The organism is Nocardioides candidus, from assembly GCF_041321175.1.
Taxonomy (GTDB): Bacteria; Actinomycetota; Actinomycetes; order Propionibacteriales; family Nocardioidaceae; genus Nocardioides.
Genome location: NZ_JBGGWC010000003.1, coordinates 538,992 through 562,571, shown reverse-complemented (window position 1 = coordinate 562,571; position 23,580 = coordinate 538,992). Strand labels below are relative to the sequence as shown.

Annotated in this window: 22 protein-coding genes and 1 pseudogene; 7 read left to right on the top strand and 16 right to left on the bottom strand. The window is 74.3% G+C overall.

Translation table 11 applies throughout. From position 1 onward, the window contains the following. From cobN to ACAX67_RS16985, 4 genes are read left to right on the top strand one after another with little or no spacing between them, the layout of a single operon-like run. The gene (gene cobN / locus ACAX67_RS17000) at window positions 1-3,630 is read left to right on the top strand and encodes a cobaltochelatase subunit CobN (protein WP_370705056.1); all 3,630 of its coding nucleotides are present in this window, start codon (window positions 1-3) and stop codon (window positions 3,628-3,630) included. Continuing rightward, window positions 3,627-4,397, top strand: a complete 771-nt coding sequence (gene cobF / locus ACAX67_RS16995) for a precorrin-6A synthase (deacetylating) (protein WP_370705055.1) — start codon at window positions 3,627-3,629, stop codon at window positions 4,395-4,397. Before cobN ends, cobF begins: the two co-directional genes overlap by 4 nt. Before the next feature lie 53 nt (window positions 4,398-4,450). Then, window positions 4,451-5,830: a cobyric acid synthase gene (locus ACAX67_RS16990; protein ID WP_370705054.1), complete on the top strand. Its 1,380-nt coding sequence runs from the start codon at window positions 4,451-4,453 to the stop codon at window positions 5,828-5,830. Further along, window positions 5,827-6,567 (top strand): cobalt-precorrin-6A reductase, encoded by a 741-nt coding sequence (locus ACAX67_RS16985; RefSeq protein WP_370705053.1) that lies wholly within the window; start codon window positions 5,827-5,829, stop codon window positions 6,565-6,567. Before ACAX67_RS16990 ends, ACAX67_RS16985 begins: the two co-directional genes overlap by 4 nt. A gap of 34 nt (window positions 6,568-6,601) precedes the next feature. Here the strand turns inward: ACAX67_RS16985 and ACAX67_RS16980 are convergent, their stop codons facing one another. Further along, window positions 6,602-9,337: an alpha/beta hydrolase gene (locus tag ACAX67_RS16980; RefSeq protein WP_370705052.1), complete on the bottom strand. Its 2,736-nt coding sequence runs from the start codon at window positions 9,335-9,337 to the stop codon at window positions 6,602-6,604. 88 nt (window positions 9,338-9,425) lie between these two features. After that, window positions 9,426-9,578, bottom strand: a complete 153-nt coding sequence (locus ACAX67_RS16975; protein WP_370705051.1) for a hypothetical protein — start codon at window positions 9,576-9,578, stop codon at window positions 9,426-9,428. Between the two features lie 113 nt (window positions 9,579-9,691). Between ACAX67_RS16975 and ACAX67_RS16970 the strand changes: the two genes are divergently transcribed. Then, on the top strand, window positions 9,692-10,177 hold the full coding sequence (locus ACAX67_RS16970) for a hypothetical protein (protein WP_370705050.1): 486 nt from the start codon (window positions 9,692-9,694) through the stop codon (window positions 10,175-10,177). Window positions 10,178-10,186: 9 nt separating this feature from the next. Here the strand turns inward: ACAX67_RS16970 and ACAX67_RS16965 are convergent, their stop codons facing one another. Continuing rightward, window positions 10,187-10,351, bottom strand: a complete 165-nt coding sequence (locus tag ACAX67_RS16965; protein ID WP_370705049.1) for a hypothetical protein — start codon at window positions 10,349-10,351, stop codon at window positions 10,187-10,189. Window positions 10,352-10,430: 79 nt separating this feature from the next. Between ACAX67_RS16965 and ACAX67_RS16960 the strand changes: the two are divergent. Then, a pseudogene (locus ACAX67_RS16960) lies at window positions 10,431-10,613 on the top strand (DUF3099 domain-containing protein); the annotation flags it as partial. 26 nt (window positions 10,614-10,639) lie between these two features. Then, the gene (locus ACAX67_RS16955; protein ID WP_370705048.1) at window positions 10,640-10,996 is read left to right on the top strand and encodes a hypothetical protein; all 357 of its coding nucleotides are present in this window, start codon (window positions 10,640-10,642) and stop codon (window positions 10,994-10,996) included. Here ACAX67_RS16955 and ACAX67_RS16950 read toward each other — a convergent pair. The 13 genes from ACAX67_RS16950 to ACAX67_RS16890 all read right to left on the bottom strand — a co-directional run bounded on the left by ACAX67_RS16950 (window position 10,951) and on the right by ACAX67_RS16890 (window position 23,580). Next, entirely contained in the window at window positions 10,951-11,904 is a 954-nt protein-coding gene (locus ACAX67_RS16950) for a cobalamin biosynthesis protein (RefSeq protein WP_370705047.1), read from the bottom strand. The genes ACAX67_RS16955 and ACAX67_RS16950 overlap by 46 nt on opposite strands. Before the next feature lie 5 nt (window positions 11,905-11,909). Continuing rightward, complete coding sequence (locus tag ACAX67_RS16945) at window positions 11,910-12,725, bottom strand: CbtA family protein (RefSeq protein WP_370705046.1); 816 nt, start codon at window positions 12,723-12,725, stop codon at window positions 11,910-11,912. 11 nt (window positions 12,726-12,736) lie between these two features. Beyond that, window positions 12,737-12,955 (bottom strand): CbtB domain-containing protein, encoded by a 219-nt coding sequence (locus tag ACAX67_RS16940; RefSeq protein WP_370705045.1) that lies wholly within the window; start codon window positions 12,953-12,955, stop codon window positions 12,737-12,739. 146 nt (window positions 12,956-13,101) lie between these two features. After that, window positions 13,102-13,953: an NAD(P)-dependent oxidoreductase gene (locus ACAX67_RS16935; RefSeq protein WP_370705044.1), complete on the bottom strand. Its 852-nt coding sequence runs from the start codon at window positions 13,951-13,953 to the stop codon at window positions 13,102-13,104. Then, entirely contained in the window at window positions 13,946-14,953 is a 1,008-nt protein-coding gene (cobC, locus tag ACAX67_RS16930) for an Rv2231c family histidinol phosphate aminotransferase CobC (protein ID WP_370705043.1), read from the bottom strand. The genes ACAX67_RS16935 and cobC overlap by 8 nt, the downstream gene beginning before the upstream one ends. Beyond that, window positions 14,946-16,292, bottom strand: a complete 1,347-nt coding sequence (locus ACAX67_RS16925) for a cobyrinic acid a,c-diamide synthase CobB (RefSeq protein WP_370705042.1) — start codon at window positions 16,290-16,292, stop codon at window positions 14,946-14,948. The genes cobC and ACAX67_RS16925 overlap by 8 nt, the downstream gene beginning before the upstream one ends. Next, the gene (gene cobO / locus ACAX67_RS16920) at window positions 16,286-16,882 is read right to left on the bottom strand and encodes a cob(I)yrinic acid a,c-diamide adenosyltransferase (protein WP_370705041.1); all 597 of its coding nucleotides are present in this window, start codon (window positions 16,880-16,882) and stop codon (window positions 16,286-16,288) included. Before cobO ends, ACAX67_RS16925 begins: the two co-directional genes overlap by 7 nt. Further along, window positions 16,882-17,553 (bottom strand): 5,6-dimethylbenzimidazole synthase, encoded by a 672-nt coding sequence (bluB, locus tag ACAX67_RS16915; protein ID WP_370705040.1) that lies wholly within the window; start codon window positions 17,551-17,553, stop codon window positions 16,882-16,884. Before bluB ends, cobO begins: the two co-directional genes overlap by 1 nt. After that, the gene (locus ACAX67_RS16910) at window positions 17,546-19,456 is read right to left on the bottom strand and encodes a VWA domain-containing protein (protein WP_370705039.1); all 1,911 of its coding nucleotides are present in this window, start codon (window positions 19,454-19,456) and stop codon (window positions 17,546-17,548) included. The genes bluB and ACAX67_RS16910 overlap by 8 nt, the downstream gene beginning before the upstream one ends. Continuing rightward, on the bottom strand, window positions 19,453-20,199 hold the full coding sequence (locus ACAX67_RS16905) for a cobalt-precorrin-4/precorrin-4 C(11)-methyltransferase (RefSeq protein WP_370705038.1): 747 nt from the start codon (window positions 20,197-20,199) through the stop codon (window positions 19,453-19,455). Before ACAX67_RS16905 ends, ACAX67_RS16910 begins: the two co-directional genes overlap by 4 nt. Continuing rightward, window positions 20,196-21,410 (bottom strand): precorrin-6y C5,15-methyltransferase (decarboxylating) subunit CbiE, encoded by a 1,215-nt coding sequence (cbiE, locus tag ACAX67_RS16900; RefSeq protein ID WP_370705037.1) that lies wholly within the window; start codon window positions 21,408-21,410, stop codon window positions 20,196-20,198. The genes ACAX67_RS16905 and cbiE overlap by 4 nt, the downstream gene beginning before the upstream one ends. Next, window positions 21,386-22,927, bottom strand: a complete 1,542-nt coding sequence (gene cobJ / locus ACAX67_RS16895; protein ID WP_370705036.1) for a precorrin-3B C(17)-methyltransferase — start codon at window positions 22,925-22,927, stop codon at window positions 21,386-21,388. Before cobJ ends, cbiE begins: the two co-directional genes overlap by 25 nt. Next, a complete protein-coding gene (locus tag ACAX67_RS16890; RefSeq protein ID WP_370705035.1) occupies window positions 22,924-23,580 on the bottom strand; it encodes a precorrin-8X methylmutase in 657 nt (218 codons plus the stop codon). The genes cobJ and ACAX67_RS16890 overlap by 4 nt, the downstream gene beginning before the upstream one ends.

Below are 23,580 nucleotides of genomic sequence, written 5' to 3'. Positions count from 1 at the left end.
ATGGTGCGCATCGCGCTCTTGTCCACGTCCGACACCGACCTGCTGTCGGCCCGCGCGAGCGGCGCCGACTACGCGTGGGCCAACCCCTCGCGTGCGGACCTGCCGGCGCTCGTCGAAGCGGCCGAGGGGGCCCGCCTCGTCGTCGTACGGCTGCTCGGTTCGCCGCAGCAGTACGCCGCCGAGCTGACGGCGCTCCGCGCCGCCGGCCGTCCTCTGGTCGTCCTCGGGGGCGAGCTCACGCCCAGCGCCGAGCTGATGGAGGCCTCCACCGTGCCGGTGGGACTCGCCGCGGAGGCGCACCGCTACCTGGCCGAGGGCGGCCCGGCGAACCTCGCCCAGCTGCACGCCTTCCTCTCCGACACGGTGCTGCTCACCGGCGAGGGTTTCGAGCCGCCGGAGGTGGTCCCGGCGTGGGGGCTGCTGGAGCGCTCACCGGCCGAAATCGGGGTAGTCCCCCACGAAGGGCACCTGAATTCGGCGAATTCAGGTGCCCTTCGGGGGGGACTACCCCGGGTGGGGGTGCTCTTCTACCGAGCCCACCACGCGAGCGGCAACACCGACTTCGTGCACGCGCTGTGCGACGCGATCGACGCGACCGGGGAGGCGGTCGGCGTACCGATCTTCGCGGGTTCGCTGCGGTCGGCGCCCGACGAGCTGTTCGAGGCGCTCGGCGACCTCGACGCCCTCGTGGTGACCGTGCTCGCAGCGGGCGGCAGCACGCCGGCGGCGGTGAGCGCCGGCGGCGACGACGAGACCTGGGACGTGGCGCGGATCGCGGCGCTCGACATCCCCGTCCTGCAGGGGCTGTGCCTGACCAGCAGCCGCGAGGAGTGGCTGGCCTCCGACGACGGCGTGACGCCGCTCGACTACGCCAACCAGGTCGCGATCCCGGAGTTCGACGGGCGGATCAGCACCGCGCCGTTCTCGTTCAAGGAGATCGACCCGGCCGGCCTGCCGTCGTACGTCGCCGATCCCGAGCGCTGCGCCCGCGTCGCCGGTCTTGCGGTCGGCTACGCCCGGCTGCGTCGCGTCCCGAACGCCGACAAGCGCGTCGCGCTGATGCTCAGCGCCTACCCGACGAAGCACGCGCGCATCGGCAACGCGGTCGGCCTCGACACCCCGGTCTCCGCGGTCCGGCTGCTGCGCCGCCTGCGCGACGCGGGCTACGACGTCGGCGACGGGTTCGGCGTGCTCGACCTCGCCGACGACACGGTCGCGGGCGACCGGCTCATCCACGCACTCATCGAGGCCGGCGGACAGGACGAGGAGTGGCTGACCACGGTCCAGCTCACCGACGCCCACGTCCGCGTGACCAAGGCCGAGTACGACGCCTGGACCGCCGACGTGCCCGACGACCTGCGCGACGCGATGGTCGAGGCGTGGGGCGCCTCGCCCGGCTCGCTCTTCGTCAACGACGCGGGTGAGATCGTGCTCGCGACGCTGCGGGCGGGCAACGTGGTGCTGATGATCCAGCCGCCGCGGGGGTTCGGTGAGAACCCGGTGGCGATCTACCACGATCCCGATCTCGCGCCGAGCCACCACTACCTGGCGGCGTACCGCTGGGTGGAGCACTCCTTCGGCGCGCACGCCGTCGTGCACCTGGGCAAGCACGGCTCGATGGAGTGGCTGCCGGGCAAGAACGCCGCCCTGTCGGCCTCCTGCGGCACCGACGCGGCGATCGGCAACCTGCCGCTGATCTACCCCTTCCTCGTCAACGACCCCGGCGAGGGCGCGCAGGCCAAGCGGCGGGCGCACGCGACGATCGTGGACCACCTGGTGCCGCCGATGGCGCGCGCGGAGTCGTACGGCGACATCGCGCGCCTCGAGGGGCTGCTGGAGGACTACGACAAGATCTCCGCGATGGACCCGGGCAAGCTCGCGGCCATCCGGGGCGAGATCTGGCAGCTCATGCACGCCGCCGAGCTGCACCGCGACCTCGGCCTCGACGAGAAGCCCGAGGACGACGACTTCGACGACTTCCTGCTGCACGTCGACGGCTGGCTGTGCGAGATCAAGGACGTCCAGATCCGCGACGGCCTGCACGTGCTCGGCCAGGCGCCCGAGGCCGAGGCCCGGGTCAACCTGGTGCTCGCGATCCTGCGCGCCGCCCAGGTCTGGGGCGGCCAGTCGCACGCCGTGCCGGGGCTCCGGGCCGCGCTCGGGCTCGCCCCCGACGCCCCCACCACCGAGGTGGACCGCGTCGAGGCGGAGGCCCGCGAGCTGGTCGAGGCGATGGAGAAGTCCGGCTGGGACCCCGCCCGGGTCGAGGACCTCCACGACGACCCGCAGGTGCGGCAGGTGCTCACCTTCGCGGCGACCGAGGTGGTGCCGCGGCTCGCCCGGACGACCGACGAGCTCGACCACACGCTGCACGCACTGGCCGGCGGGTTCGTGCCGTCCGGCCCGTCGGGCTCGCCGTTGCGCGGGCTGGTCAACGTGCTGCCCACGGGTCGCAACTTCTACACGGTCGACCCGCGGGCGGTCCCGTCGCGGCTGGCCTGGGAGACCGGGCAGGCGATGGCGGCGTCGCTGGTGCAGCGCTACCTGGACGAGGAGGGCTCCTACCCGGAGTCGGTCGGCCTGTCGGTGTGGGGCACGTCGGCCATGCGCACCTCCGGCGACGACATCGCGGAGGTGCTGGCCCTCCTCGGCGTGCGGCCGGAGTGGGACGAGGCGTCCAAGCGCGTGCGCGAGCTGACCGTCGTGCCGCTCGAGGAGCTGGGGCGGCCGAGGATCGACGTCACGGTGCGGATCTCCGGCTTCTTCCGCGATGCCTTCCCGCACGTCGTGGCGATGCTCGACGACGCCGTGCGGATGGTGGCCGACCTCGACGAGCCGCTCGACCGCAACTTCGTGCGCGCCCACACCCGCGCCGACCTCGCCACCCACGGCGACGAGCGGCGCGCGACGACCAGGATCTTCGGCTCGAAGCCGGGGTCCTACGGCGCCGGCATCCTCCAGGTCGTGGAGTCCGGCACCTGGCGCGACGACGCCGACCTGGCCGAGGTCTACACGACATGGGGAGGGTTCGCCTACGGGCGCGACCTCGACGGGATGCCGGCCGCCGACGACATGCGCACCAACTACCGGCGGATCAAGGTCGCGGCCAAGAACATCGACACCCGCGAGCACGACATCGCCGACAGCGACGACTACTTCCAGTACCACGGTGGCATGGTCGCCACCATCCGCGCGCTGACGGGGTCCGACCCCAAGGCGTACGTCGGCGACTCGACGAGCCCGGACGCCGTACGCACCCGGACGCTGCAGGAGGAGACCAACCGGGTGTTCCGCGCGCGGGTGGTCAACCCGCGCTGGATCGGCGCGATGCAGCGGCACGGCTACAAGGGGGCCTTCGAGCAGGCCGCGACCATCGACTACCTCTTCGGCTTCGACGCCACCGCGGGCGTGGTGCACGACTGGATGTACGCGGCGCTGGCACGGGAGTACGTGCTCGACGAGACCAACCAGGAGTTCCTCCGCCGCTCGAACCCGTGGGCGCTGCGTGGGATGGTGGAGCGCCTCCACGAGGCCGCCTCGCGCGGGATGTGGGCCGAGCCGGACGCGGAGGTGATGGCCGCGTTGCAGGCGGTCTATCTCGAGGTCGAGGGCGAGCTGGAGGACAAGTGACGCGGAGGATCCGGATCATCGGGGTCGGACCGGGCGACCCCGAGATGGTCACGCTCGAGGCCGTCGCCGCCATGCGCTCGGTCGACTTCTTCCTCGTCACCGACAAGTCCGGCACCGTCAAGCAGGGCATGCCCGACCCGCTCGTCCACGCCCGCGAGCGGCTCCTCGACCGGCACCTCGACCGCCCCGCCGTGGTCGTGAGGATCGAGGACGCGCCGCGCGAGCGCAGGGCGGAGTTCACCGGCAGCGACGAGGACTACCGGGCCGCCGTACGGGCCTGGCACGACGCGCGCGTGGAGAAGTACGTCGACGCGCTGGCCCAGCACGAGGGCGACGCGGGCTTCCTGGTCTGGGGCGACCCCGGCTTCTACGACTCCACCATCCGGGTCGTCGACTCGCTCGCGGAGCGGCTGGACCTCGAGGTCGACGTGGTGCCGGGCATCTCGTCGGTGCAGCTGCTCGCGGCCCGCCACCGCGTGGTCCTCCACGACGTCGCGCGGCCGCTGCACGTCACCACCGCCCGCGCCGTGATGGAGGCGGTCGAGTCGGGCCAGGACAACCTGGTCGTGATGCTCAACCGCGTCGTCGACCTCCCCGGGCTCGACGACTGGCGGATCTGGTGGGGCGGCAACCTCGGGACCGCCCACGAGGAGCTCGTCGCCGGCCGCGTCGGGGACGTGCTCGGCGAGATCGACGCCGCGCGCGACCGACTGCGCGCGGCCGCGGGTTGGGTCATGGACATCTACCTGCTGCGCCGGGTCTCGTGACGGTCGCTGCGCGACCGCCTCGACCCACGGGGGAGGCACTGCTGGTCGCCGGCATGACCTCGGACGCCGGGAAGAGCGTCCTCGTGACCGGGCTGTGCCGGGCTGCCGCCCGCCGGGGGATCAAGGTCGCGCCCTTCAAGGCACAGAACATGTCGAACAACTCGATGGTCGTGAGGTCTCGTGACGGTCGCTGCGCGACCTCCTCGACCAGCGATTACGGCGAGATCGGGCGCGCCCAGTGGGTGCAGGCGCTCGCCGCCGGCGCGACGCCGGAGGTCGCGATGAACCCGGTGCTGCTCAAGCCCGGCAGCGACCGGCGCAGCCACGTGGTGCTGATGGGCCGGCCCGACGGGGAGGTGTCGGCGCGCGACTGGCACGACGGCCGCGCCCGGCTGGCCTCGGCCGCGTTCGCAGCCTTCGACGACCTGCGCTCGCGCTACGAGCTGGTGATCGCCGAGGGCGCGGGCAGCCCGGCCGAGATCAACCTCCGCGCGACCGACTACGTCAACATGGGACTGGCCCGGCACGGGGACGTGTCGACGATCGTCGTCGGCGACATCGACCGCGGCGGTTGGTTCGCTGCTGCCTACGGCACGCTGATGCTGCTCGACGAGGCCGACCGCGCGCTGGTCAAGGGGTACGTCGTCAACAAGTTCCGCGGCGACGTCGACCTGCTGCGGCCGGGCCTCGCGGACCTCGAGGCGCGGACGGGCCGATCGACCTTCGGCGTGCTGCCGTGGCACCCCGACCTCTGGCTCGACTCCGAGGACGCCCTCGACCTCGACGGCCGGCGCTCGACCGACGGCGCCCGCAAGGTGGCGGTGGTGCGCTTCCCGAGGATCAGCAATTTCACCGACGTCGACGCGCTCGGGCTCGAGCCCGGTCTCGACGTCGTCTTCGTCTCCGACCCCGCGCGCCTCGCCGAGGCCGACCTCGTCGTGCTCCCGGGCACCCGCGCGACGATCGCCGACCTGGAGTGGCTGCGCTCCCGAGGGCTGGACCGCGCGGTGCTGGCGCACGCCGCCGCCGGTCGTCCGGTGCTCGGCATCTGTGGCGGGTGCCAGGTGCTGGGCCGCACCATCGCGGACCCCCACGGCGTCGAGGGCCCCGCCGGCAGCGAGGTCGCCGGGCTCGGCCTCCTCGACGCGGTCACCACCTTCGCGCCCGAGAAGACGCTGCGCGTGCACGAGCCGGCCGGCTACGAGATCCACCACGGCCGGGTGACCGGGGAGACCCGCGCCGGCGCCGTGACCGGCACGATGGTGCACGGCTCCCTCGAGGACGACGGGATCCGGTCGTCGTACCTCCGTGAGGCGCTCGGCGTGGCGTCGGCCGTCTCCTTCCCGGCGGCCCGCGAGCGACGGCTCGACCTGCTCGGCGACCTCGTCGAGGAGCACCTCGACGTCGACGCGCTGCTGGAGCTGGCGGGATGAGGCTGCTCGTGCTCGGCGGCACGTCGGAGGCGCGCGAGCTCGCCGCCCTGCTGGTCGGCGGCGGTCTCGACGTCACGACGTCCTTGGCCGGGCGGGTGGCGCGGCCCCGGCTGCCCGTCGGCGAGGTGCGGGTCGGCGGGTTCGGGGGCGTGGCGGGCCTGCGCTCCGCGCTCCGTGCGTACGACGCCGTGGTCGATGCCACGCACCCGTTCGCCCACGGCATCAGCGCCAACGCGGCGGCGGCCTGTGCGGCCGAGGGCACGCCCCTGCTCCGCCTCGAACGACCCGGCTGGGGTGATCGGTCGTTGCCGTCGTGGACCTGGGTCGGCTCCCACGAGGAGGCGGCCGCTGCGGCGGCCGGCCTGGGGGAGCGCCCGTTCCTGACCGTCGGGCGCCAGGAGCTCGCGCGCTTCGTGCCCGTCCTCGGTGACCGTGCCGCGCTCGCCCGCGTGGTCGACCCGCCCGAGCTCGACCTCCCTCCGTCCTGGACCGTGCTGCTGTCGCGCGGCCCCTACCTCCTCGACGGTGAGCTGGCCCTGATGCGCGAGCACCGCGCCGACGTGCTCGTCACCAAGGACTCCGGCGGCGACCACACCTGGCCCAAGCTGCAGGCCGCCGCCGAGCTGGACGTCCCTGTGGTGGTCGTCCGCCGCCGCCCGGCGTCGCCCGGCGTCGTGACGGTCGCCAGTCCCGGGGAAGCCGTCGCCTGGGTGCACGAGCTGGTGGGGTGGGAGTGACCCGTCGGTCACTCCCACCCCACCGACTCCGGCGTCAGTCGTTGTCGACGACCTTGATCCGGTAGCGGTGGCGCACCCCGTCGCCGAGGTCGATCCTCAGGGCGAGGTACTCGGTGCCCTCGACCGCCTTGTCGTCGAGTGTCGGGAACTCGATCGTGGCCGTGGTGCGGCCCGCGCGGATCTGGTCGCTGACCCCGGCGTAGAGACGCCAGAGCGGCCAGCCCGGGTGCGACGGATCGCCGTGCCGGTCGAGCCACTTCGCGGGCACGTCGGCGCCGCGCAGGTTCTCGCCGCGCGTGCGGACGGTGCGCGCGTAGAGGTCGGTGTCGACCGAGCTCTTGCCGCTCATCGTCACGTCGATCCGGACGGTGCCGCCCTCGCGCACGCTGCGGGGCACCTCCACGGCGACCGTCGGGCGGGGGTCGTCATCGGTGACGAAGAGCTGGCCGAGGTAGTCGTCGGTGGCGACGCCCTGCATGGGCCAGAGCGACACCTGGGTCTGCTGGTCGTAGCCCCAGAGGCGGTCGGCGTCGTACTCGACCGGGATCCAGCCGGACTTCTGACCCGGGGCCACGTCGACCACCAGGCGCTGGGTCTGACGGCGCTGCTGACCAGCGGTGAACACCGAGAACTGGGCCGGTCGGGTCACCTTGCCGACGATCTTGAAGGGGATCCGGGCGATCTTCGTCCCACCGCTGCCCTCGGAGACGCGGATGGTCCGGACCCGCACCTGCGGCAGCCGCTGCGACTGCTGCGCCGGCAGGGTGGCAGGGGCGGCGGCGACGTCGGCGACCCACACGTGCCCCTCCGCCGAGTCCGCGACCAGGTCGACGGCGGTGATGTCGGTCAGGTCGACGCCGGTCGCGCCCGTCGCGTCGACGGCCACCGTGGTCGCCCACAGCTTCGTCGCGCCTGGTACCTCCGGCAGCGCGCGCGGCTGGGTGCCCGGCGCCGGGTCGAGCAGCGCGGAGCTGCCGGAGGAGTCGGTGATCCGCACCCGGACCTGCGGCGAGGCGAGCGACGGGTCGGCGATGGTGCGCAGCTCCAACCGGTCGGTCGACAGGTCCAGCGGTTCGTCGAGGGCGAGCCCGCCGGTCGCGCCCGCGGCGTGCCACGAGAGCTCGAGGAACTTGCGGGTCGGCACCTTCTCGCCCTCCATGGGCCAGTGCGGCGTGACGTCCTCGTTGCGGCGGCCGCAGATCGCGAACGAGCTGCTCGACCACGAGGCGATGCCGTTGCACAGCCGGGACTCGGCGTCGCCCGTCGTCAGCGTCGGCCGCGCGTCGACACCCGGCTTCCGCTCGTCGCGGCCGCCGTTCACCGCGGCGCTGAGCACCTGCGCGTCGCCGATCGATCCGACGGTGACGGGCGAGCCGTCGTACATCGGGAGGTAGTCGTTGCCCGCGGCACCGCCGGTGAAGAGGTGCACCGCGCCGGCGACGTACGCCGTCCCGACCGATCGCTGCTCCTTGGGCGAGAGCCGGTCGGGGTGCTTGCGCCCACAGGTCGCGTCCTTGTCGCCGCCCCAGTCGTCCCACGACGGCGCGGCGGCGGTGCTCGGGGTCCACTCGGAGTTGAAGAAGTTGTGGTTGGCGCCCATCACCAGCACCGAGCTCTTCAGCGATGTGTCGTCGGCGGCGATGTCGCGGCCGACGTCGGTGAAGCGCTGGCCCTGGAGGTCGTAGACGTCGCCGTCGCAGTAGGGCAGGACGGTCACGGTCGGCACGTAGGGCGCCGTGTGCCAGGCGAAGTCGGTCGGCGCGAGCAGGACCTGGCCGGCGATCCGGTACGGCGCGTCGGCCGGGATCTGGATCGAGGCCCGGTCGACGCCCTCGCCGCCGCGGCTGTGCCCGACGAGGACGACCTGGTCCATGTCGACCTGGTGGTCCGCGGCGATGGCGGCCCAGCGGTCGAGGTGGGCCTGCACGATCGTGGCGCGCGCGTCGGCGCCGCCGTCGGGCAGCCGCCAGTCCTGTGCGTTGATGCCGTTGACCCGGATCGAGACGGTGGCGTAGCCCTGCGAGGCGAGCACCTGCTGGATGTAGTCGTAGCCGAGGTGGCTCGGGATCTCGGCGAACGGCGCCTGGCACGGCCAGGAGTCGTCCCCGAAGTCGTTCGGGTCGTCGGGGTTGTAGCAGACGCTGTGACGTCCGTGGAGGAAGAGCACCAACGGCCGCGGGCCGGTGGCGGCGTCGCTGGCCGGCTCGACGACGTGGCCGACCATCTCGATCGGCTCCTTCATGCCGGCGACCTTCACCGGGTCCCACGTGTAGTCGCTCGTGACGGTGGCGAAGTCGCCGGGCTTGCCGGGGTCCTCCGAGAGCTCGGAGGTGACCCGGTGGCCCAGGGAGTCGTCGGGCGCGCCGACGGTCGCGTCGTCGCCCGCCTCGTCGAGCCGGTCACCGGAGAGCACCACGTCGAGGTCGCTCGGCGACGGTGCGCGGTCGGCGCTCACCACCGCCGTGACCGTGCGTCCGTCCTCGCCGAGCGTCGGCGCGCCGAAGGCGAGACCGTCGCCCACGATCGTGGGCCGGTCGGAGGTGAGCGGAAGGGCCCGGGGCGAGGTCCAGGACACGGCGAAGCTGCCGTTGCCGAGGCTCTGGACCCGCCAGCCCGCATCGCTGTGGTCGGTCCGTGCCGCGACCGTGACCGGCGCGGCCTGCGCGGCCTGCGCGGTCGGTGGGGCGCCGGCGAGGGTCAGCGCCGTGGCGGCGGTGGCGGTGACTGCGAGCAGGGGCCGGACGAACCGTCGAGGGTGCACACCGTTCATGACGCGAGTCTGGTGGGTTTGGTTGCCGAGCGAGGTGAACTTTCGCGGAAACCTCTCCTCCGTGGCGACCGGAGGACCCCGGTGCCGCTCAGGCGGCGAGGGGGAGACCGCCGGGCAGCGCGGTCACCGCGCACGAGCAGGTCTCGCTGCACGGCAGGTAGGTGTGCACCGCGTGACCGCACCCGGAGCAGGGCAGGTCGTGGGTGAGGTGCTGCTCGCTGGTCGGGACGATGTTCCCCATGGTCGGCCTCCTTGCTCGTGGTGGGTGGTGCCTCACTCTCACCACGAAGCAGGACGCGCGACTTCGACACCGTGCCCCGGATTTCCCTCCGATCGATCTGGGATGCTCGGAGCATGAGCGAGCCGAGCGCCGACCCGCACGTCCTCGAGCCGGGCCATGCGCCCACACCCTTCACCGCCGACGAGATCCGCGACGCCACCGTCGCGGGCAAGGAGATGTGGCGGCACGTGGACGAGGACGAGGAGGAGCCCTACCTGCGCGTCAGCCGCTACCTCGACTGCGACCCCGAGGGCGCCACGATGGAGCGCGCGATGCACGCACTGGACGGGACGATGATCGGGGAGACCGAGTCGGCACGGGTCGGCTGGCTCGACCTGCAGCGGCACGCCTCGTTCCCGGCCGACGACACCACGATCGACGACGACATCGTCACGACCGCGCTCGGTGAGCACGAGTGCCTGCGCTACACCGTCGTCGTCGGCGAGGCGATCTACGTGTTCTGGTTCGCCAAGGACCTGCCGGGCATGCCGGTGCGCCAGGAGGTCCGCCAGGGCGGCAAGGTCGTCGCGACCGTGACCGCGGTGGACGGACCGGCCTGAGCAGGCCGCTCAGTCCTGCTCGGCCTCGTCGGGCTCGTCCGCACCGACGACCTCGTCGCGGTCCGGCACGCCCCGCTCCTCCTCGACCTGCTGGGAGTCCTGCACCGGACCGTCGGTGACGAGACTCCTCGCGTCCTGCTCGTCGCGGTCGGGATGGGTGAAGGACGTGCTCATGGGGCCTCCTCGGCGGCGGGACTGGTCGCAGGTCCGGTACCCGCTCGCGCGCCGCTGACCCGGCCACAGGTCGCGCTACGGTCGGAGGATGGACCGGAGGACGGCGTACTTCTGGATGATGGGCACCTGCGTGGTGCTCATCGTGCTGGCCTGGTTCGTGGTGCGGTTCTTCTCCACGCCGATCGCCGTCGGCATGAGCGTCGTCGCCGCCCTCATCCCGCCGGTCGCGGCGATCACGGCCAACTGGCGCGAGGACCACTAGGCGGTCGTCGGGGCTACGGTGGCGAGATGGCGCGCTACGAGGTCAACGAGGCGGCGGTGACGAGGGCGAGGGAGCTGATCGCCGGACGGCAGTACGTCCTCGACAGCGACTGGGGCGACGTCCAGCCCGACGCGGAGGCCGGCAACGCCTACCTCGAGCGGCACTCGTGGGAGGAGTACGCCGCGTGGCACCTCGGGCTGACCGTCGGCGCCAACGACGGGACCAAGGCCCGCTACGCGTTCGTGTACGGCGACCTCCGCCGGGTCCACCGCAGCGGACTGATCGCCTGCGTCTACCGGGCGGCGGAGTGGCGGCACAAGGCGGTGGAGCTGGCGGCTCACGACCTGTTGCAGGAGCTGGACCGCGCCGCGGGGATCGAGTAGCCGAGCCCCGCGGCGACGGCGACGGCGACGACCCCGACCCTGCGCGCGAGACGACGGGCCCGGACCAGGTCCGCCCGCACCGGGGCGCGACCGTCGCCCAGGACCGCGCGGTGCTCGACCCAGCGGTCGGCGCCGTCGCCGTAGGTGTTGGTCCCGCCGAGGCGGATGCCGAGCGCACCCGCGAACGCCGCCTCGACCGGGCCGGCGTTGGGGCTGGGGTGGCCGGCCGCGTCGCGCCGCCAGGCCCGTACGGCGCCGCGGCGATCGTCGCCGAGCACGACGGCGAGGACGGCCGTGAGCCGCGCACCCGGCAGGTTGAGGGCGTCGTCGAGGCGCGCGGCCGCCCACCCGAACCGCTCGAAGCGCGGGGAGTGGTGCCCCACCATCGCGTCGAGGGTGTTGGCCGCCCGGTAGCCGAGCAGCCCCGGTACCCCCGCAACGGCGCCCCAGAGGAGCGGCGCGACGACCGCGTCGGAGGCGTTCTCGGCGAGCGACTCGACCGTCGCTCGGACCACCTCGGACTCCGACAAGCGCGACGTGTCGCGGCCCACCAGGTGGGTCAGCTGCACCCGCGCCTCGGCGAGCAGGCCGGCGTCGAGCTGGCCCTGGATGGTCCGGCCCTCGCGGTCGAGGGACGTGGCGCCGAGGACCGCCCAGGTCGCGACCGCTGTCGCCAGGGTGCGGGGGAGTCGTCGCTCGGCGACGACCCCGACCACGATCGCGCCGCCGACGAGCACAGCGGTGTGGCGCACCCCCGCGGACCGCGAGTCGCGCCACCACCGTGCCTCGAGCCCGCCGGCCAGCCGACCGAAGCCCGCGACCGGGTGGCCGCGTCGCGGGTCGGCGAGCACCCGGTCCGCGAGGTAGCCGAGCAGCAGGCCCGCCGCCCGGCCGCGCGCCGCGCGCACCGTCGTCAGAGGCTCGCGGCCAGGGCGCGCCGCTCGGCCTCGGCGGTGGCGTCGTCGTACAGCCTGCCGACCAGGACCGTCAGCAGCACCGCGATCGTGGCCCAGATCGAGGCGAGGGTGAGGATCGAGGCGCGGCGGAAGTACCAGAGGGTGTCGGCCGGGAAGGCGCCGAGCTCGTCGACCGTCGGCAGCAGCAGGCCGGCGACCGTGACGACGGCGACGTAGCCGCCGGCGACCACCAGCGCGGCCGTCACCCCGTCGAGCCGGCCCAGCAGCCGACGCGCGACCACCACCGCCGCGATCGCGGCGAGCACCGAGACGAGCAGCAGGGCGAAGTACTCGCTCGTGCGGTGCCCGATCGTGTCGGGATCGCCTACGGCGGGCGGGGTCGCGGGGTACTTCAGGAACGGCACCAGCGCAACGGCCACGAAGCCGACGCCCGTCACGAGCAGCGTGGCGCCGCGCGCCGAGAGCCGGCCGAGCCGGCCGACCACGGAGGCGGTGGCGAGGGCGACCAGGCCACCCAGCGCCGTGCCGACGGCGGCGGTGCCGGTCAGCAGCCCCCAGCTCCTCTGGTCGTCGCGGGAGATCTCGATCATGCCCGGCTTCGCCGCCTCGGTCGCCTCGGCCTGGTGCTCGGCGTGGGTCTGGTGCGCGGCGGCGGCATCCTCGAGCCCGATCGCCTCGTCCACCTGCGGCTCACCGAACGCGAAGGCGACGGCGAAGCCGACGAGGCCGGCGACCAGGCCGGCGATGAGACCGCGGACCAGGAAGGCACCCGGTGTGAGGGCAGGCTCGCGCCCCGGGTCGTGCTTCGTCACGTCGGCCCGGCTCAGTGGCAGGGGTAGCCGAGCAGGTGGCGCGCGTCGTGCACCCACTCGTGGACGGCGTTGCCCGCCGGGAGCGACAGCGCGCCCTGGTCGGCGCTCACGAAGAAGATCGCGAGCATCGCGAGCAGGCCGTAGAAGACGACCCAGGTGCCGATCTGGAGCAGCGGCACGGCCGGGAGCTCGACGGTGGGCGAGAGGGGAGCAGCAGACGACTGCGACATGTTTCCTCCTCAGGGATTCTGCGTCCCTGTCGTTGGGGTGGAGTTGTGCGGACGCTCGGGTCTGACTCGTCCACTCCCAGGAGTGGCATCTCAGTAGCGCGACTGTGCCGGGTTCGCACCGGCTTCCTCGTGCCCGCAGGAGAACCCTAGTGGGTCAGGTAGGTGGCCGCCATGTCGAGGTCACCGTGACCGGCCTCGACCCCGCGGGCGAGGTGCGTGCTGATCACGGCGAGCAGGTCGGCGTCGAAGCCGGCGCTCCGCGCGGCCTCGAGGATGAGCTCGCTGTCCTTGTGCGCGCCGCCCAGCGCGAAGGCCGGGTCGAGCGCGCCGTCGAGCATGGCGCGGCCCTTGAGCTGGACGTACGGCGCGTCGAGGGCGCCGCCCTTCACCGCCTCGAGGAAGAGCGACGGGTCGAGGTCGAGGTGACGGGCGAGCGCGAGGGACTCGGCAACGCCCTCGAGGACCGTGAACACCCAGTGGTTGGCCACGAGCTTGAGGCGGGTGCCCGCGCCGGCAGGCCCCACCCACATCGTCCGGCTGCCGATGGCGTCGAGGACGGGAGCGACCTTCGGCCGCACCTCGTCGGGCCCCGATGCCAGGACGACGAGGGCACCGTCCATCGCCGGTTGCTTGGTGCCGAGGACCGGCGCGTCGACCAGCACCACGCCGAGCTCGTCGGCCAGCCGCGCGGCCTGCGCCGTGCCGTCCACGCCGATGGTGCTCTGCTGCAGCCAGACGGCACCGGGCCGCAGCGCGTCGCGGACCTCGCCCATCACGTCGAGCACGCTGGCCGCGTCGTAGAGCATCGTGATGACGACGTCGGCGCCGTCGACCGCCGCGGCTGCGGAGCCCGCGACGGTCGCGACGTCGGCGAGGGGCTCGGCGCGGTCGCGGTGGCGGTTCCAGACCCGGAGGTCGAGCCCGGCTGCGGCGATGTTGCGCGCCATGCCGATGCCCATAGTCCCGGTCCCGAGCAGAGCGACGATCGGTTCAGTCATGCCGTCCATCGTTGCGCAGCGCCGCAAGGAGCCGGGCGGTCGTCTCCGGAGGACGTACGGCGACGCGCACCCACGAGCCGTCGAGCCCCGGGAACGTGTCCGCGCGCCGTACGGCGACGCCCCGCTCCCGCAGCCGGGAGTGGACGCCGTGGCCGACCTGCGCCAGGACGAAGGACGCCTGCGACTCCAGGTGGTGGACGCCGAGCTCGTCGAGCCCCGCCTCGAGCACCTTGCGCCAGCCGGCGATCTCCTCGGCCCGCCTCCGCGCCTCCTCGGCCGCCTGGGGCGACGTGCAGGCCACGACCGCGGCTGCGGCGGGCGCGGAGACCGACCACGGCACCTGTCCGCGCGCGAGCCCTGCGGTGGTCGCGGGGGAGCCGAGCAGGTAGCCGGCGCGGATCCCCGGGATGCTCCAGTGCTTGGTCAGCGAGCGGACGACGACCAGCCCCTCGTGGCGTAGACCGGCCAGCGACTCGGGCTCGCCGGGCACGCAGTCCATGAACGCCTCGTCGACGAGCACCAGCCGCCCCGGTCGCAGCAGTGCGCGGATCGTGCCGGCGGGGTGCAGCACCCCCGTCGGGTTGGTGGGGTTGCCGACGACGACGAGGTCGGCGTCGTCGGGCACGGCCGCGGGATCGAGGACGAAGGGCGCCTGGAGCACGACCTCGCTCACCCGGTGTCCGACCTGCTCGAGCGCCGCGTGCGGCTCGGTGAACTGCGGGTGCACGACCACCGGCCGGCGCCAGGGCCGCAGCCGCGCGACCAGGGTGAACGCCTCCGCCGCGCCCGCGGTGACGAGCACGTCCTCGACCGGGCGGGCGTGGTGGTGCGCGACGGCCGCCGCCGCCTGCTCGGTCGACGGGTAGTCCCCGACCCCTGCCAGGGACGCGTGGAGGGCGTCGTCGAGCCACGGTGGTCGAGGGCCGTCGTACACGTTGACGGCGAGGTCCAGCAGGTCGCCGACCTCGACGTCGCCGTGGTGGCGCAGCGGGTCATCCATGGCGGTGGACCGCGTCGGCGAAGCGCCCGGCGAGCTGCGGGTGGCCGGCCCAGTGGGTGTGGAGGTAGGAGGCGTGCAGGCTCGCCGTCGCGAAGCCGAAGTCCTCCCCGTCGATCGTCCAGGCCGGCGTGCGGCCGGCGTGCGGGGTGACGTGGGTGCGGTGGAACTCGTGCCCGGTGACGACCTCCCCGGCCCGGGTGAGCAGCGAGTCGACGGCGGCCGTGGCCTCCGGGTAGCGCAGCGTGAGCCGCTCCGTCATCGCGGCGTCGGCGTCGACGACGCCCGCCATCGGGGCGCCGTCGAGCGTGCGGCAGAGGTAGAGCAGGCCCGCGCACTCGGCGACCGTCGGCAGCCCGTCGAGGACCGCTTCGCGGATCTGGGCGCGGAGGGCGGCGTTGTCCGAGAGCGCCGTCGCGTGCACCTCGGGGAACCCGCCGCCGAGGTAGAGCCCGCGCGTCCCTGGTGGGAGCCCGGTGTCGGTGGCCGGGTCGAAGGACACGACGGCGCAGCCCGCGGCCTCCAGGAGCTCGGCCGTCTCCGCGTAGCGGAAGGTGAAGGCACGCCCCCCGGCGACGGCGACGGTCGGTGGGGTCTCAGGACGGCCGCCAGGACGACCTCGACCAGCGATGGGCACCCAGGGGTCGGCGTCGAGGTCGGGGGCGCTCCGCGCCAGCGTGAGTACGGCGGCGAGGTCGACCGTGTCCGCGATCCGCTCGGCCAGGCGCTCCACCACAGCGGCGGCCTCGGCGCGCTCGGCGGCGGGGACGAGCCCGAGGTGGCGCGAGGGCGTGGCGAGATCGGGGTCGCGCGGCACGACGCCGAGCACGGGGAGGCCGATCGACTCCCGGACCTCGGCCGCGTGACGAGGAGAACCGGCCTGGTTGAGGATCACGCCCGCGACCTCGATCGTCGGGTCCCAGGTCGCCATGCCGTGCACGACGGCGCCGATCGACCGGGACGACCGCGAGATGTCGACGACCAGGACGACCGGGGTGCGGGTCAGCGCGGCGACGTGGGCCGTCGAGGAGAACCCCTGGGAGCCGACGCGGCCGTCGTACAGGCCCATCACGCCCTCGACGACGGCGACGTCGGCGCCGCGCGCGCCGTGGAGCAGCAGCGGCGCCACGAGCCCCTCGCCGACGAGGTGCGGGTCGAGGTTGCGGCCGGGGCGGCCGCAGGCGAGCGCGTGGTAGCCGGGGTCGATGTAGTCGGGCCCCACCTTGTGCCCGCTGACCTCGTGGCCCGCCCGGCGCAGCGCGGCCATCAGGCCGGTGGCGACGGTCGTCTTGCCCTGGCCGGTGGCGGGGGCGGCGACCACGACGCGGGGGAGGGCTACCACTCGATGCCCTTCTGGCCCTTCTGACCGGCGTCCATCGGGTGCTTCACCTTCGTCATCTCGGTGACCAGGTCGGCGGCCTCGACCAACCGTGGGTCCGCGCGCCGCCCGGTGATGACGACGTGCTGGTGCCCGGGTCGGTGCGCGAGCGTCTCGACGACGTCGTCGACGTCGATCCAGCCCCAGCTGACCGGGTAGGTGAACTCGTCGAGCAGGTAGAGGTCGTGCTGCTCCGCGGCGATCCGGCGCTTGATCTCGGCCCAGCCCTCCGCTGCGGCCTGCGCGTGGTCGTCCTCCGACCCGGCCTTGCGCGACCAGGACCACCCCGAGCCCATCTTGTGCCACTCGATCGACCCGCGGCCGGGCGGGAGCTCCTCGAACGCCGTCTGCTCCCCGAGCCGCCACTTCGCCGACTTCACGAACTGGAAGACCCCGATGCTCCAGCCCTGGTTCCAGCCGCGCAGCGCCAGGCCGAACGCCGCGGTCGACTTCCCCTTGCCGTCGCCGGTGTGCACCATCACCAACGGCCGGTTGCGCCGCTGTCGCGTGGTGAGCCCGTCCGCGGGCACGGTCGTCGGCTGTCCCTGCGGCATCAGGCCCTCCAGGTGTCGTGGTGGATCGCGTCGGCGAGCGGCCGGCGCGAGCGCCAGCCGTGCCGCTCGAGGTCGGGCACGGCCTCGAGGTGGGAGACGGTGCCGAGGCAGAGCCACGCGATCGGCCGCACGCCGTCGGGGATGCCGAGCAGGTCGGCCAGGAAGTCCTCGCGGTAGAACGACACCCATCCCAGGCCGAGCCCCTCGGCGGTGGCGGCGAGCCAGAGGTTCTGGATCGCGAGCACGGTGGAGAACAGGCCCGCGTCGGCGATCGCGTGGCGGCCGAGCACGTGCGGACCGCCGCGCGCCTGGTCGTGGGTCACCACGATCCCCATCGACGCCTCGCAGATGCCCTCGACCTTGATCCTGGCGAAGGTGCCGCGCCGCTCCTCGGGAAGCGTGGCCGCGAACGTGTCGCGCTCGGCGGCGACGTGGTCGCGGAAGGTACGACGGACGCCCGGGTCGCGGACGACGACGAAGTCCCACGGCTGGCTCATGCCCACGCTCGGCGCCCGGTGGGCGGCGTCGAGGACGCGCAGCAGCTGGTCGTCGGGCACCGGCTCCCCGGTGAACTCCGCCCGCACGTCGCGGCGCCGGGCGATGACGTCGTAGAGCGCCTGCGTCTCGGGGGTCGTGTGCCTCAGCACGGTCTCCAGGGCGGTCTCAGGCACACAACCCTCCTCGGGCGACGGAGGTGAGCGCCTCGGCGCTGACCTCGGCGACCGGCACGTGCTCGGCGCCGAGGTGGTCGGCGAGCACCCGGGCCAGCCCCATCCGCATCGGTCCGCTCTCGCAGTCGACGACGATCGCGGCGACCCCGGACGCGCCGAGATGCGCCGCGACCGTCCGGGACCGTCCGAGGGCGTCCTGCCCCGCGGTGGCCCGCCCGTCGGTCACGACCACGAGCAGCGCGCGCCGCCGCGGGTCGCGGACCCGCTCCCGCTCGAGCGCCCTGGTCGCCTCGAGGAGCCCCTCGGCCAGCGGGGTGCGTCCGCCCGCGGGCAGGTCCTCGAGCCGGGCGGCGGCGATGTCGACCGAGCTCGTCGGCGGGAGCGCCAGGTCGGCGCGATCGCCGCGGAACGTCACCAGCCCGACCTTGTCGCGCCGCTGGTAGGCGTCGAGCAGCAGGCTCAGCACCGCGGTCTTGACCTGCTCCATCCGCTTCCTGGCCGCCATCGAGCCGGAGGCGTCGACGCAGAAGAGGACCAGGTTGGCCTCGCGCCCCTCGCGGACCGCCACCCGCAGGTCCTCCGGGCGGAGCACCAGCGGGCCTTCGCTGCGACCTCGCGCGACCTGGTGCGGCACAGCCGCGCGGATCGTCTCGACGAGGTGCAGCGCGCCCGTGCCGGCCTCGGGACGCCGGGCACCGACCCGCCGCCCGGTCTCCGTGATCGCGCGGCTGCGACGGCCCGCCGTACCGCTGCCGACGCCGCGGACCGCGAACCGCTTCGTGCGGTAGGTGGACGCGGAGCCCGCGGTGGTCGTGCCCGCGGCGTTGCCGTCGCCGGGCGGGGGTGCGTCGCTCGGCGCGTCCTGCGCCGGGGGCGGGGGGCTGTCGCCGGCGGCGCGATCGTCGGGGGAGCCGCCCGGCGACGGTGGGTCGGGGTCGGGTTCCGGCTCCGGCTCCGGGTCCAGGTCGTCGCCCAGCGCCTCGTCCAGGGTGTCCTCGTCGAGGCCGGGGCTGTCGAACGGGTTGCGCCGGCGCCGGTGGGGGAGCGCGAGCCGCGCGGCGACCTCGATGTCCTCGAGCGCGACGGCCTCGCGTCCCTGCCACGCGGCGTGGGCCGCCGCGGTCCGGGCCATCACGATGTCCGCGCGCAGCCCGTCGACCTCGAACGCCGCGCACACCTCCGCGATCCGCAGCAGCGCACTGTCGGACAGCGTGACCTCGGGCAGCCGCTTGCGGGCCGCTGCGATCCGGGCCTCGAGCGCGGCCTCGGCGTCGGCATAGGTCGCGGCGAAGCGGGCGGGGTCGGCGTCGTGGGCCATCCGGCGGCGTACGACCTCCGCGCGGAGCGCCGGGTCACGTGGCGCCGCGACCTCGACGGTCAGCCCGAACCGGTCGAGCAGCTGCGGCCGCAGCTCGCCCTCCTCGGGGTTCATCGTCCCGACCAGCACGAAGCGTGCGTCGCGCTCCACCGAGATCCCGTCGCGCTCGACCGTCACCCGGCCCATCGCCGCGGCGTCGAGCAGCACGTCGACGAGGTGGTCGTGCAGCAGGTTGACCTCGTCGACGTAGAGGATCCCGCGGTGCGCCTTGACGAGCAGGCCGGGCTGGTAGTCCGCCCGCCCCTCCGCCAGCGCGCCCTCGAGGTCGATCGAGCCGAGGACCCGGTCCTCGGTGGCGCCGATCGGCAGCTCGACGAGCCGCGGGCGCTCGCCGTCGACGGCGGGCAGCACCGCGGCGAGCGCACGGACGATCGTCGACTTCGCGGTGCCCTTCTCGCCGCGCACCAGCACGCCGCCCACCTCGGGCGAGACGGTGGTGAGGATGAGGGCGAGCGCCATCGGGTCCGGGCCGCCGGGTGCGTCGACGTCGGCGCCGACGACGGCAGAGAACGGGTAGTGGGTCACGTGCGCGTCCTTCCATCTGAGTAGAGCCAGGACTCACCGTCGAGGGCGGCGCCGGCGAGAGCCGGGCCGACGAGGATGACGGCCGCCTGGCGCAGGCCCGCCTCCTCGACCCGGTCGGCGATCGTGGCGACGGTGCCGTGCAGCACCACCTCGCCCGGTTGGGTGGCCCGGTGGACGACGACGACCGGGCACCCGGCGCCGTAGTGCGGTGCGACCTCGGCCATCAGGTCGCGGGTGCGGGTGATCGCCAGGTGCAGCACCAGGGTCGCCCCGGTGGCGGCGAACGCGGCGAGCGACTCGCCCTCCGGCATGGCCGTCGAGCGCGCCCGGGTGCGGGTCAGCACGACCGACTGCGCGACCAGCGGCACGGTGAGCTCGCGCCCGACGAGGGCAGCGGCCGCGGCGTACGCCGGCACGCCCGGCGTCACGTCCCACGGCACGCCGGCGGCGTCCAGCCGGCGGCCCTGCTCGTGCAGCGCAGAGTAGAGCGAGGGGTCCCCCGAGGTCAGGCGTACGACGTCCTGGCCGGCCTCGTGCGCCTCGACCATGACCGACGTGATCGCCTCGAGGTCGAGGCGCTGGGTGTCGACAAGGCGGGCGTCGGCGCGACAGTGGCCGAGCACCTCGGTGTCGAGGTAGGTGCCCGGGTAGAGCACCACGTCGGCCTCCGCGAGCAGTCGCGCGGTGCGCAGCGTGAGGAGGTCCGCCGCACCCGGGCCGGCCCCGGCGAAGTGGACGGTCATCGCGCCTCCTTCCCGCAGGTCCACTGGGTGACGGTCCGCAACGGGGTCCACCCCGTCATGCCGCCCAGCGCGGTCGCGTGCTCGACCGCGATCCGGGTGAGCTCGCCCCCCTGCCGCTGGTAGGCGGCCGCGAGGAGCTGTTCGGTCTCGAGCGTCACGCCGTGCGCGACCAGCCGTCCGTGCGGCGCCAGGGCTGCCAGGCAGTGGGCGAGCAGCGCCTCGCTCATGCCTCCCCCGACGAAGACCGCGTCGGGTGCCGAGAGGTCCGCGAGTGCGTCGGGGGCCCGCCCCTCGACGACCCGCAGGCGCGGCACGCCGAGCCGTGCGGCGTTGCGGCGGACCCGCGCGGCCCGCTCGGGGTCGGCCTCGATGGCGACCGCCTCGGTGAGCGGGTGCGCGCGCAGCCACTCGATGCCGATGGAGCCCGCCCCGGCGCCCACGTCCCAGAGGAGCGCTCCGGGACGCGGGGCCAGCCGGGAGAGGGCGCTGGCGCGGAGGTCGCGCTTGGTCAGCTGGCCGTCGTGCTCGAAGGCCTCGTCGGGCAGTCCGGCCGCCCAGGTCGTCACCGTGGCCGGTGCGCCGACCACCTCGATCGCCAGCACGTGCAGGCGCGGCAGGTCGCCGCGCCAGAGCTCGGCAGCCGTGCCGTCGACGCGCCGCTCGTCGGTGGAGCCCAGGTCGCCGAGGACCGCCATCCGACTGGCCGCGAACCCCTCCTCGCGGAGCAGTCCCGCCACGACGGCCGGCGTCGTCTCGTCGGACGACAGCACGAGCAGCCGGCGCCCGGGGGCGAGCTCGCGGCGGACGGCGTCGGGGTCACGCCCGACCAGGGTCAGCACCGCGCACGACTCCGCCGGCCAGCGCATCCGGGCGCGGGCGAGGGCGACCGACGAGACGCCGGGCACGACCTCGACCTCGACACCCTGCGCGCGCAGCGTGGTGGCGATCCCCGAGAGCAGGGGGTCGCCGGAGGCGAGCGCGACGACCGCCAGGCCGTCGTACTCCTGGAGGAGGGGGGTGAGGTCGCCCATCGGGCGCGGCCAGGCACGGCGGACCTGGCCGTCGACAGGTGGCACGAGCGCGAGGTGGCGCTCGCAGCCGAGCAGCACCGCGGCCCCGAGCACGCGTGCCCGTGCGGCGTCGCCGAGCCCGCGCCAGCCGTCGGCCCCGATGCCGACGACGGTCATCACCGCACCCACCTCGGCGTCCACACGGCACCTCCTGCGGTGACCCGGGTGGCCGAGGCGCCCACCAGCAGCAGGCACTTCATGTCGATCGTGTCGGCGTCGAGCGCCCCGAGCGTGGTCACCTCCAGCGACTCCTCGGCCCGGCCGACGTCGCGACCGACGACCACGACGGTGTCGGGGGAGCGGTGCTCGAGCAGCAGCTTCTGCGCCGCCACCACCTGCTCGCGACGCGATCGCGACGCGGGGTTGTAGATGCCGAGCACCAGGTCGGCCTCGGCGATCGCGCGCAGCCGCCGCTCGACGACCGACCACGGCTTCAGCCGGTCCGACAGGCTGACGACGGCGAAGTCCGCCCCGATCGGCGCGCCGGCCCGCGCCGCGACCGCCTGGATCGCGCTGACGCCGGGAAGCACGCGGACCGGCACGCCGGCGTAGCGCTCGTCCTCGGCCGCCTCGTAGACCGCCGCGGCCATGCCGAAGACCCCGGCGTCGCCGCCCGAGACCACCGCCACCCGCTCGCCCCCCAACGCCAGGTCGAGCGCGAACCGCGCCCGGTCGACCTCCACCGTGTTGCCCGACGCGTGGCGCTGCAGGCCGGCGCGCTGCGGGACGCGGTGGACGTACGGCGCGTAGCCGACCACGTGATCGACCTCCGCCAGCGCGGCCGAGGCCTCGGGCGTGAGCCAGGCGTCGGGGCCGGGCCCGAGCCCCACCACGAGGAGCTCGGCGGTCGGGGCGGCCGCCTCGGTCTCGAGGCTCGGCGCCGGCGCGCCGTGCACCTCGACGAGCGGCGCTCGGAGGCGCTGGGCGCTCGACTCCCGCGCGGAGTCGCCGGGGACGACGATCAGCGAGAAGTACGGCACCGTGGCAGGGTCGACGTCGGCGACGGGGAGCCAGCGCTCCTCCGGCATCGCCGCGCGCTCGACGTAACGGGCGTCCTCGAGCCGGCCCGCCTGCGCGAGGGCGTTGCGGACGGCGGGGAAGGTCCGGCCGAGCTTCATGATGATCGCGCCGTCGGTGTCCGCGAGCCGGCGGGCCAGCTCGGCCTCCGGCAGCGTGCCGGGCAGCACGGTGAGCACGTCGGTCTGGCGCACGAGCGGCAGCGCGAGCGCGGCGGTGGCGGCGGCGTACGCCGGCACGCCCGGCACCACCTCGGTCGCGAACCGGCCGCGGAGCCGGTCGACGAGGTACATCGAGGAGCCGTAGAAGAGCGGGTCTCCCTCAGCCAGGAGCACGACGTCGCGACCCGCCTCGAGGTGCGCGGTGACGCGACCGTCGCAGTCGTCGTAGAAGTCGGCCAGGGCCCCGACGTAGCCGCCGGGGTGGTCGGTGCTGCCCGTCGTGACGGGGTAGCGCAGCTCCTCCTCGATGGTCCCGTCGGGGATGAGGTCCGCGGCGATCCGGCGCGCGTGGGACTCCTTGCGGACGCCCGCGTGGTAGGCCACGACGTCGGCTGCGGCGATGAGGCGGGCGGCCTTGCGGGTGATCAGCTCGGGGTCGCCGGGGCCGATGCCGACGGCGGAGAAGGTGCCGGTGCTCACTCCGCCTCCTGCGCGAGCGCGTTGATCGCGGACGACGCCATCGCGGAGCCGCCGCGTCGGCCGCGGACGGTCACGTAGGGGACGTCGATGTCGTGCTCGTCCGCGAGCGCGACCAGTGCCTCCTTGGACTCACGCGCGCCGATGAACCCGACCGGGCAGCCGACGATCGCGGCCGGACGCGGGGCGCCCGCGACGAGCATCTCGAGGAGGTGGAAGAGCGCCGTCGGGGCGTTGCCGATCGCGACCACCGCGCCCTCGAGGTGCGGTTCCCACAGCGACACCGCGGCGGCGGTGCGGGTCGTCCGCCAGGCCGCTGCCATGTCGGGCACGGACGGGTCGTTGAGGAAGCAGAGCACCTCGTTGCCGGCCGGCAGCCGCCCCGCGGTGACGCCCATCGCGACCATCCGCGCGTCGCAGAGCACGGGCGCACCCGCCGCGAGCGCGGCACGACCCGCCGGGGCCAGGTCGGGGTGGACGAGGAGGTCGTCGACCAGGTCGGTCTGGCCGCTGCCGTGGATCATCCGGACGGCCACCTTCTCGGCGGCCGCCGGGACGCGCGAGAGGTCCGACTCGCGCCGGATCGTCGCGAACGAGTCGACGTAGATCGCCGGCCCGTCGGCGACGTAGTCGTAGCGCCGCGGAGGCGGGGCCAA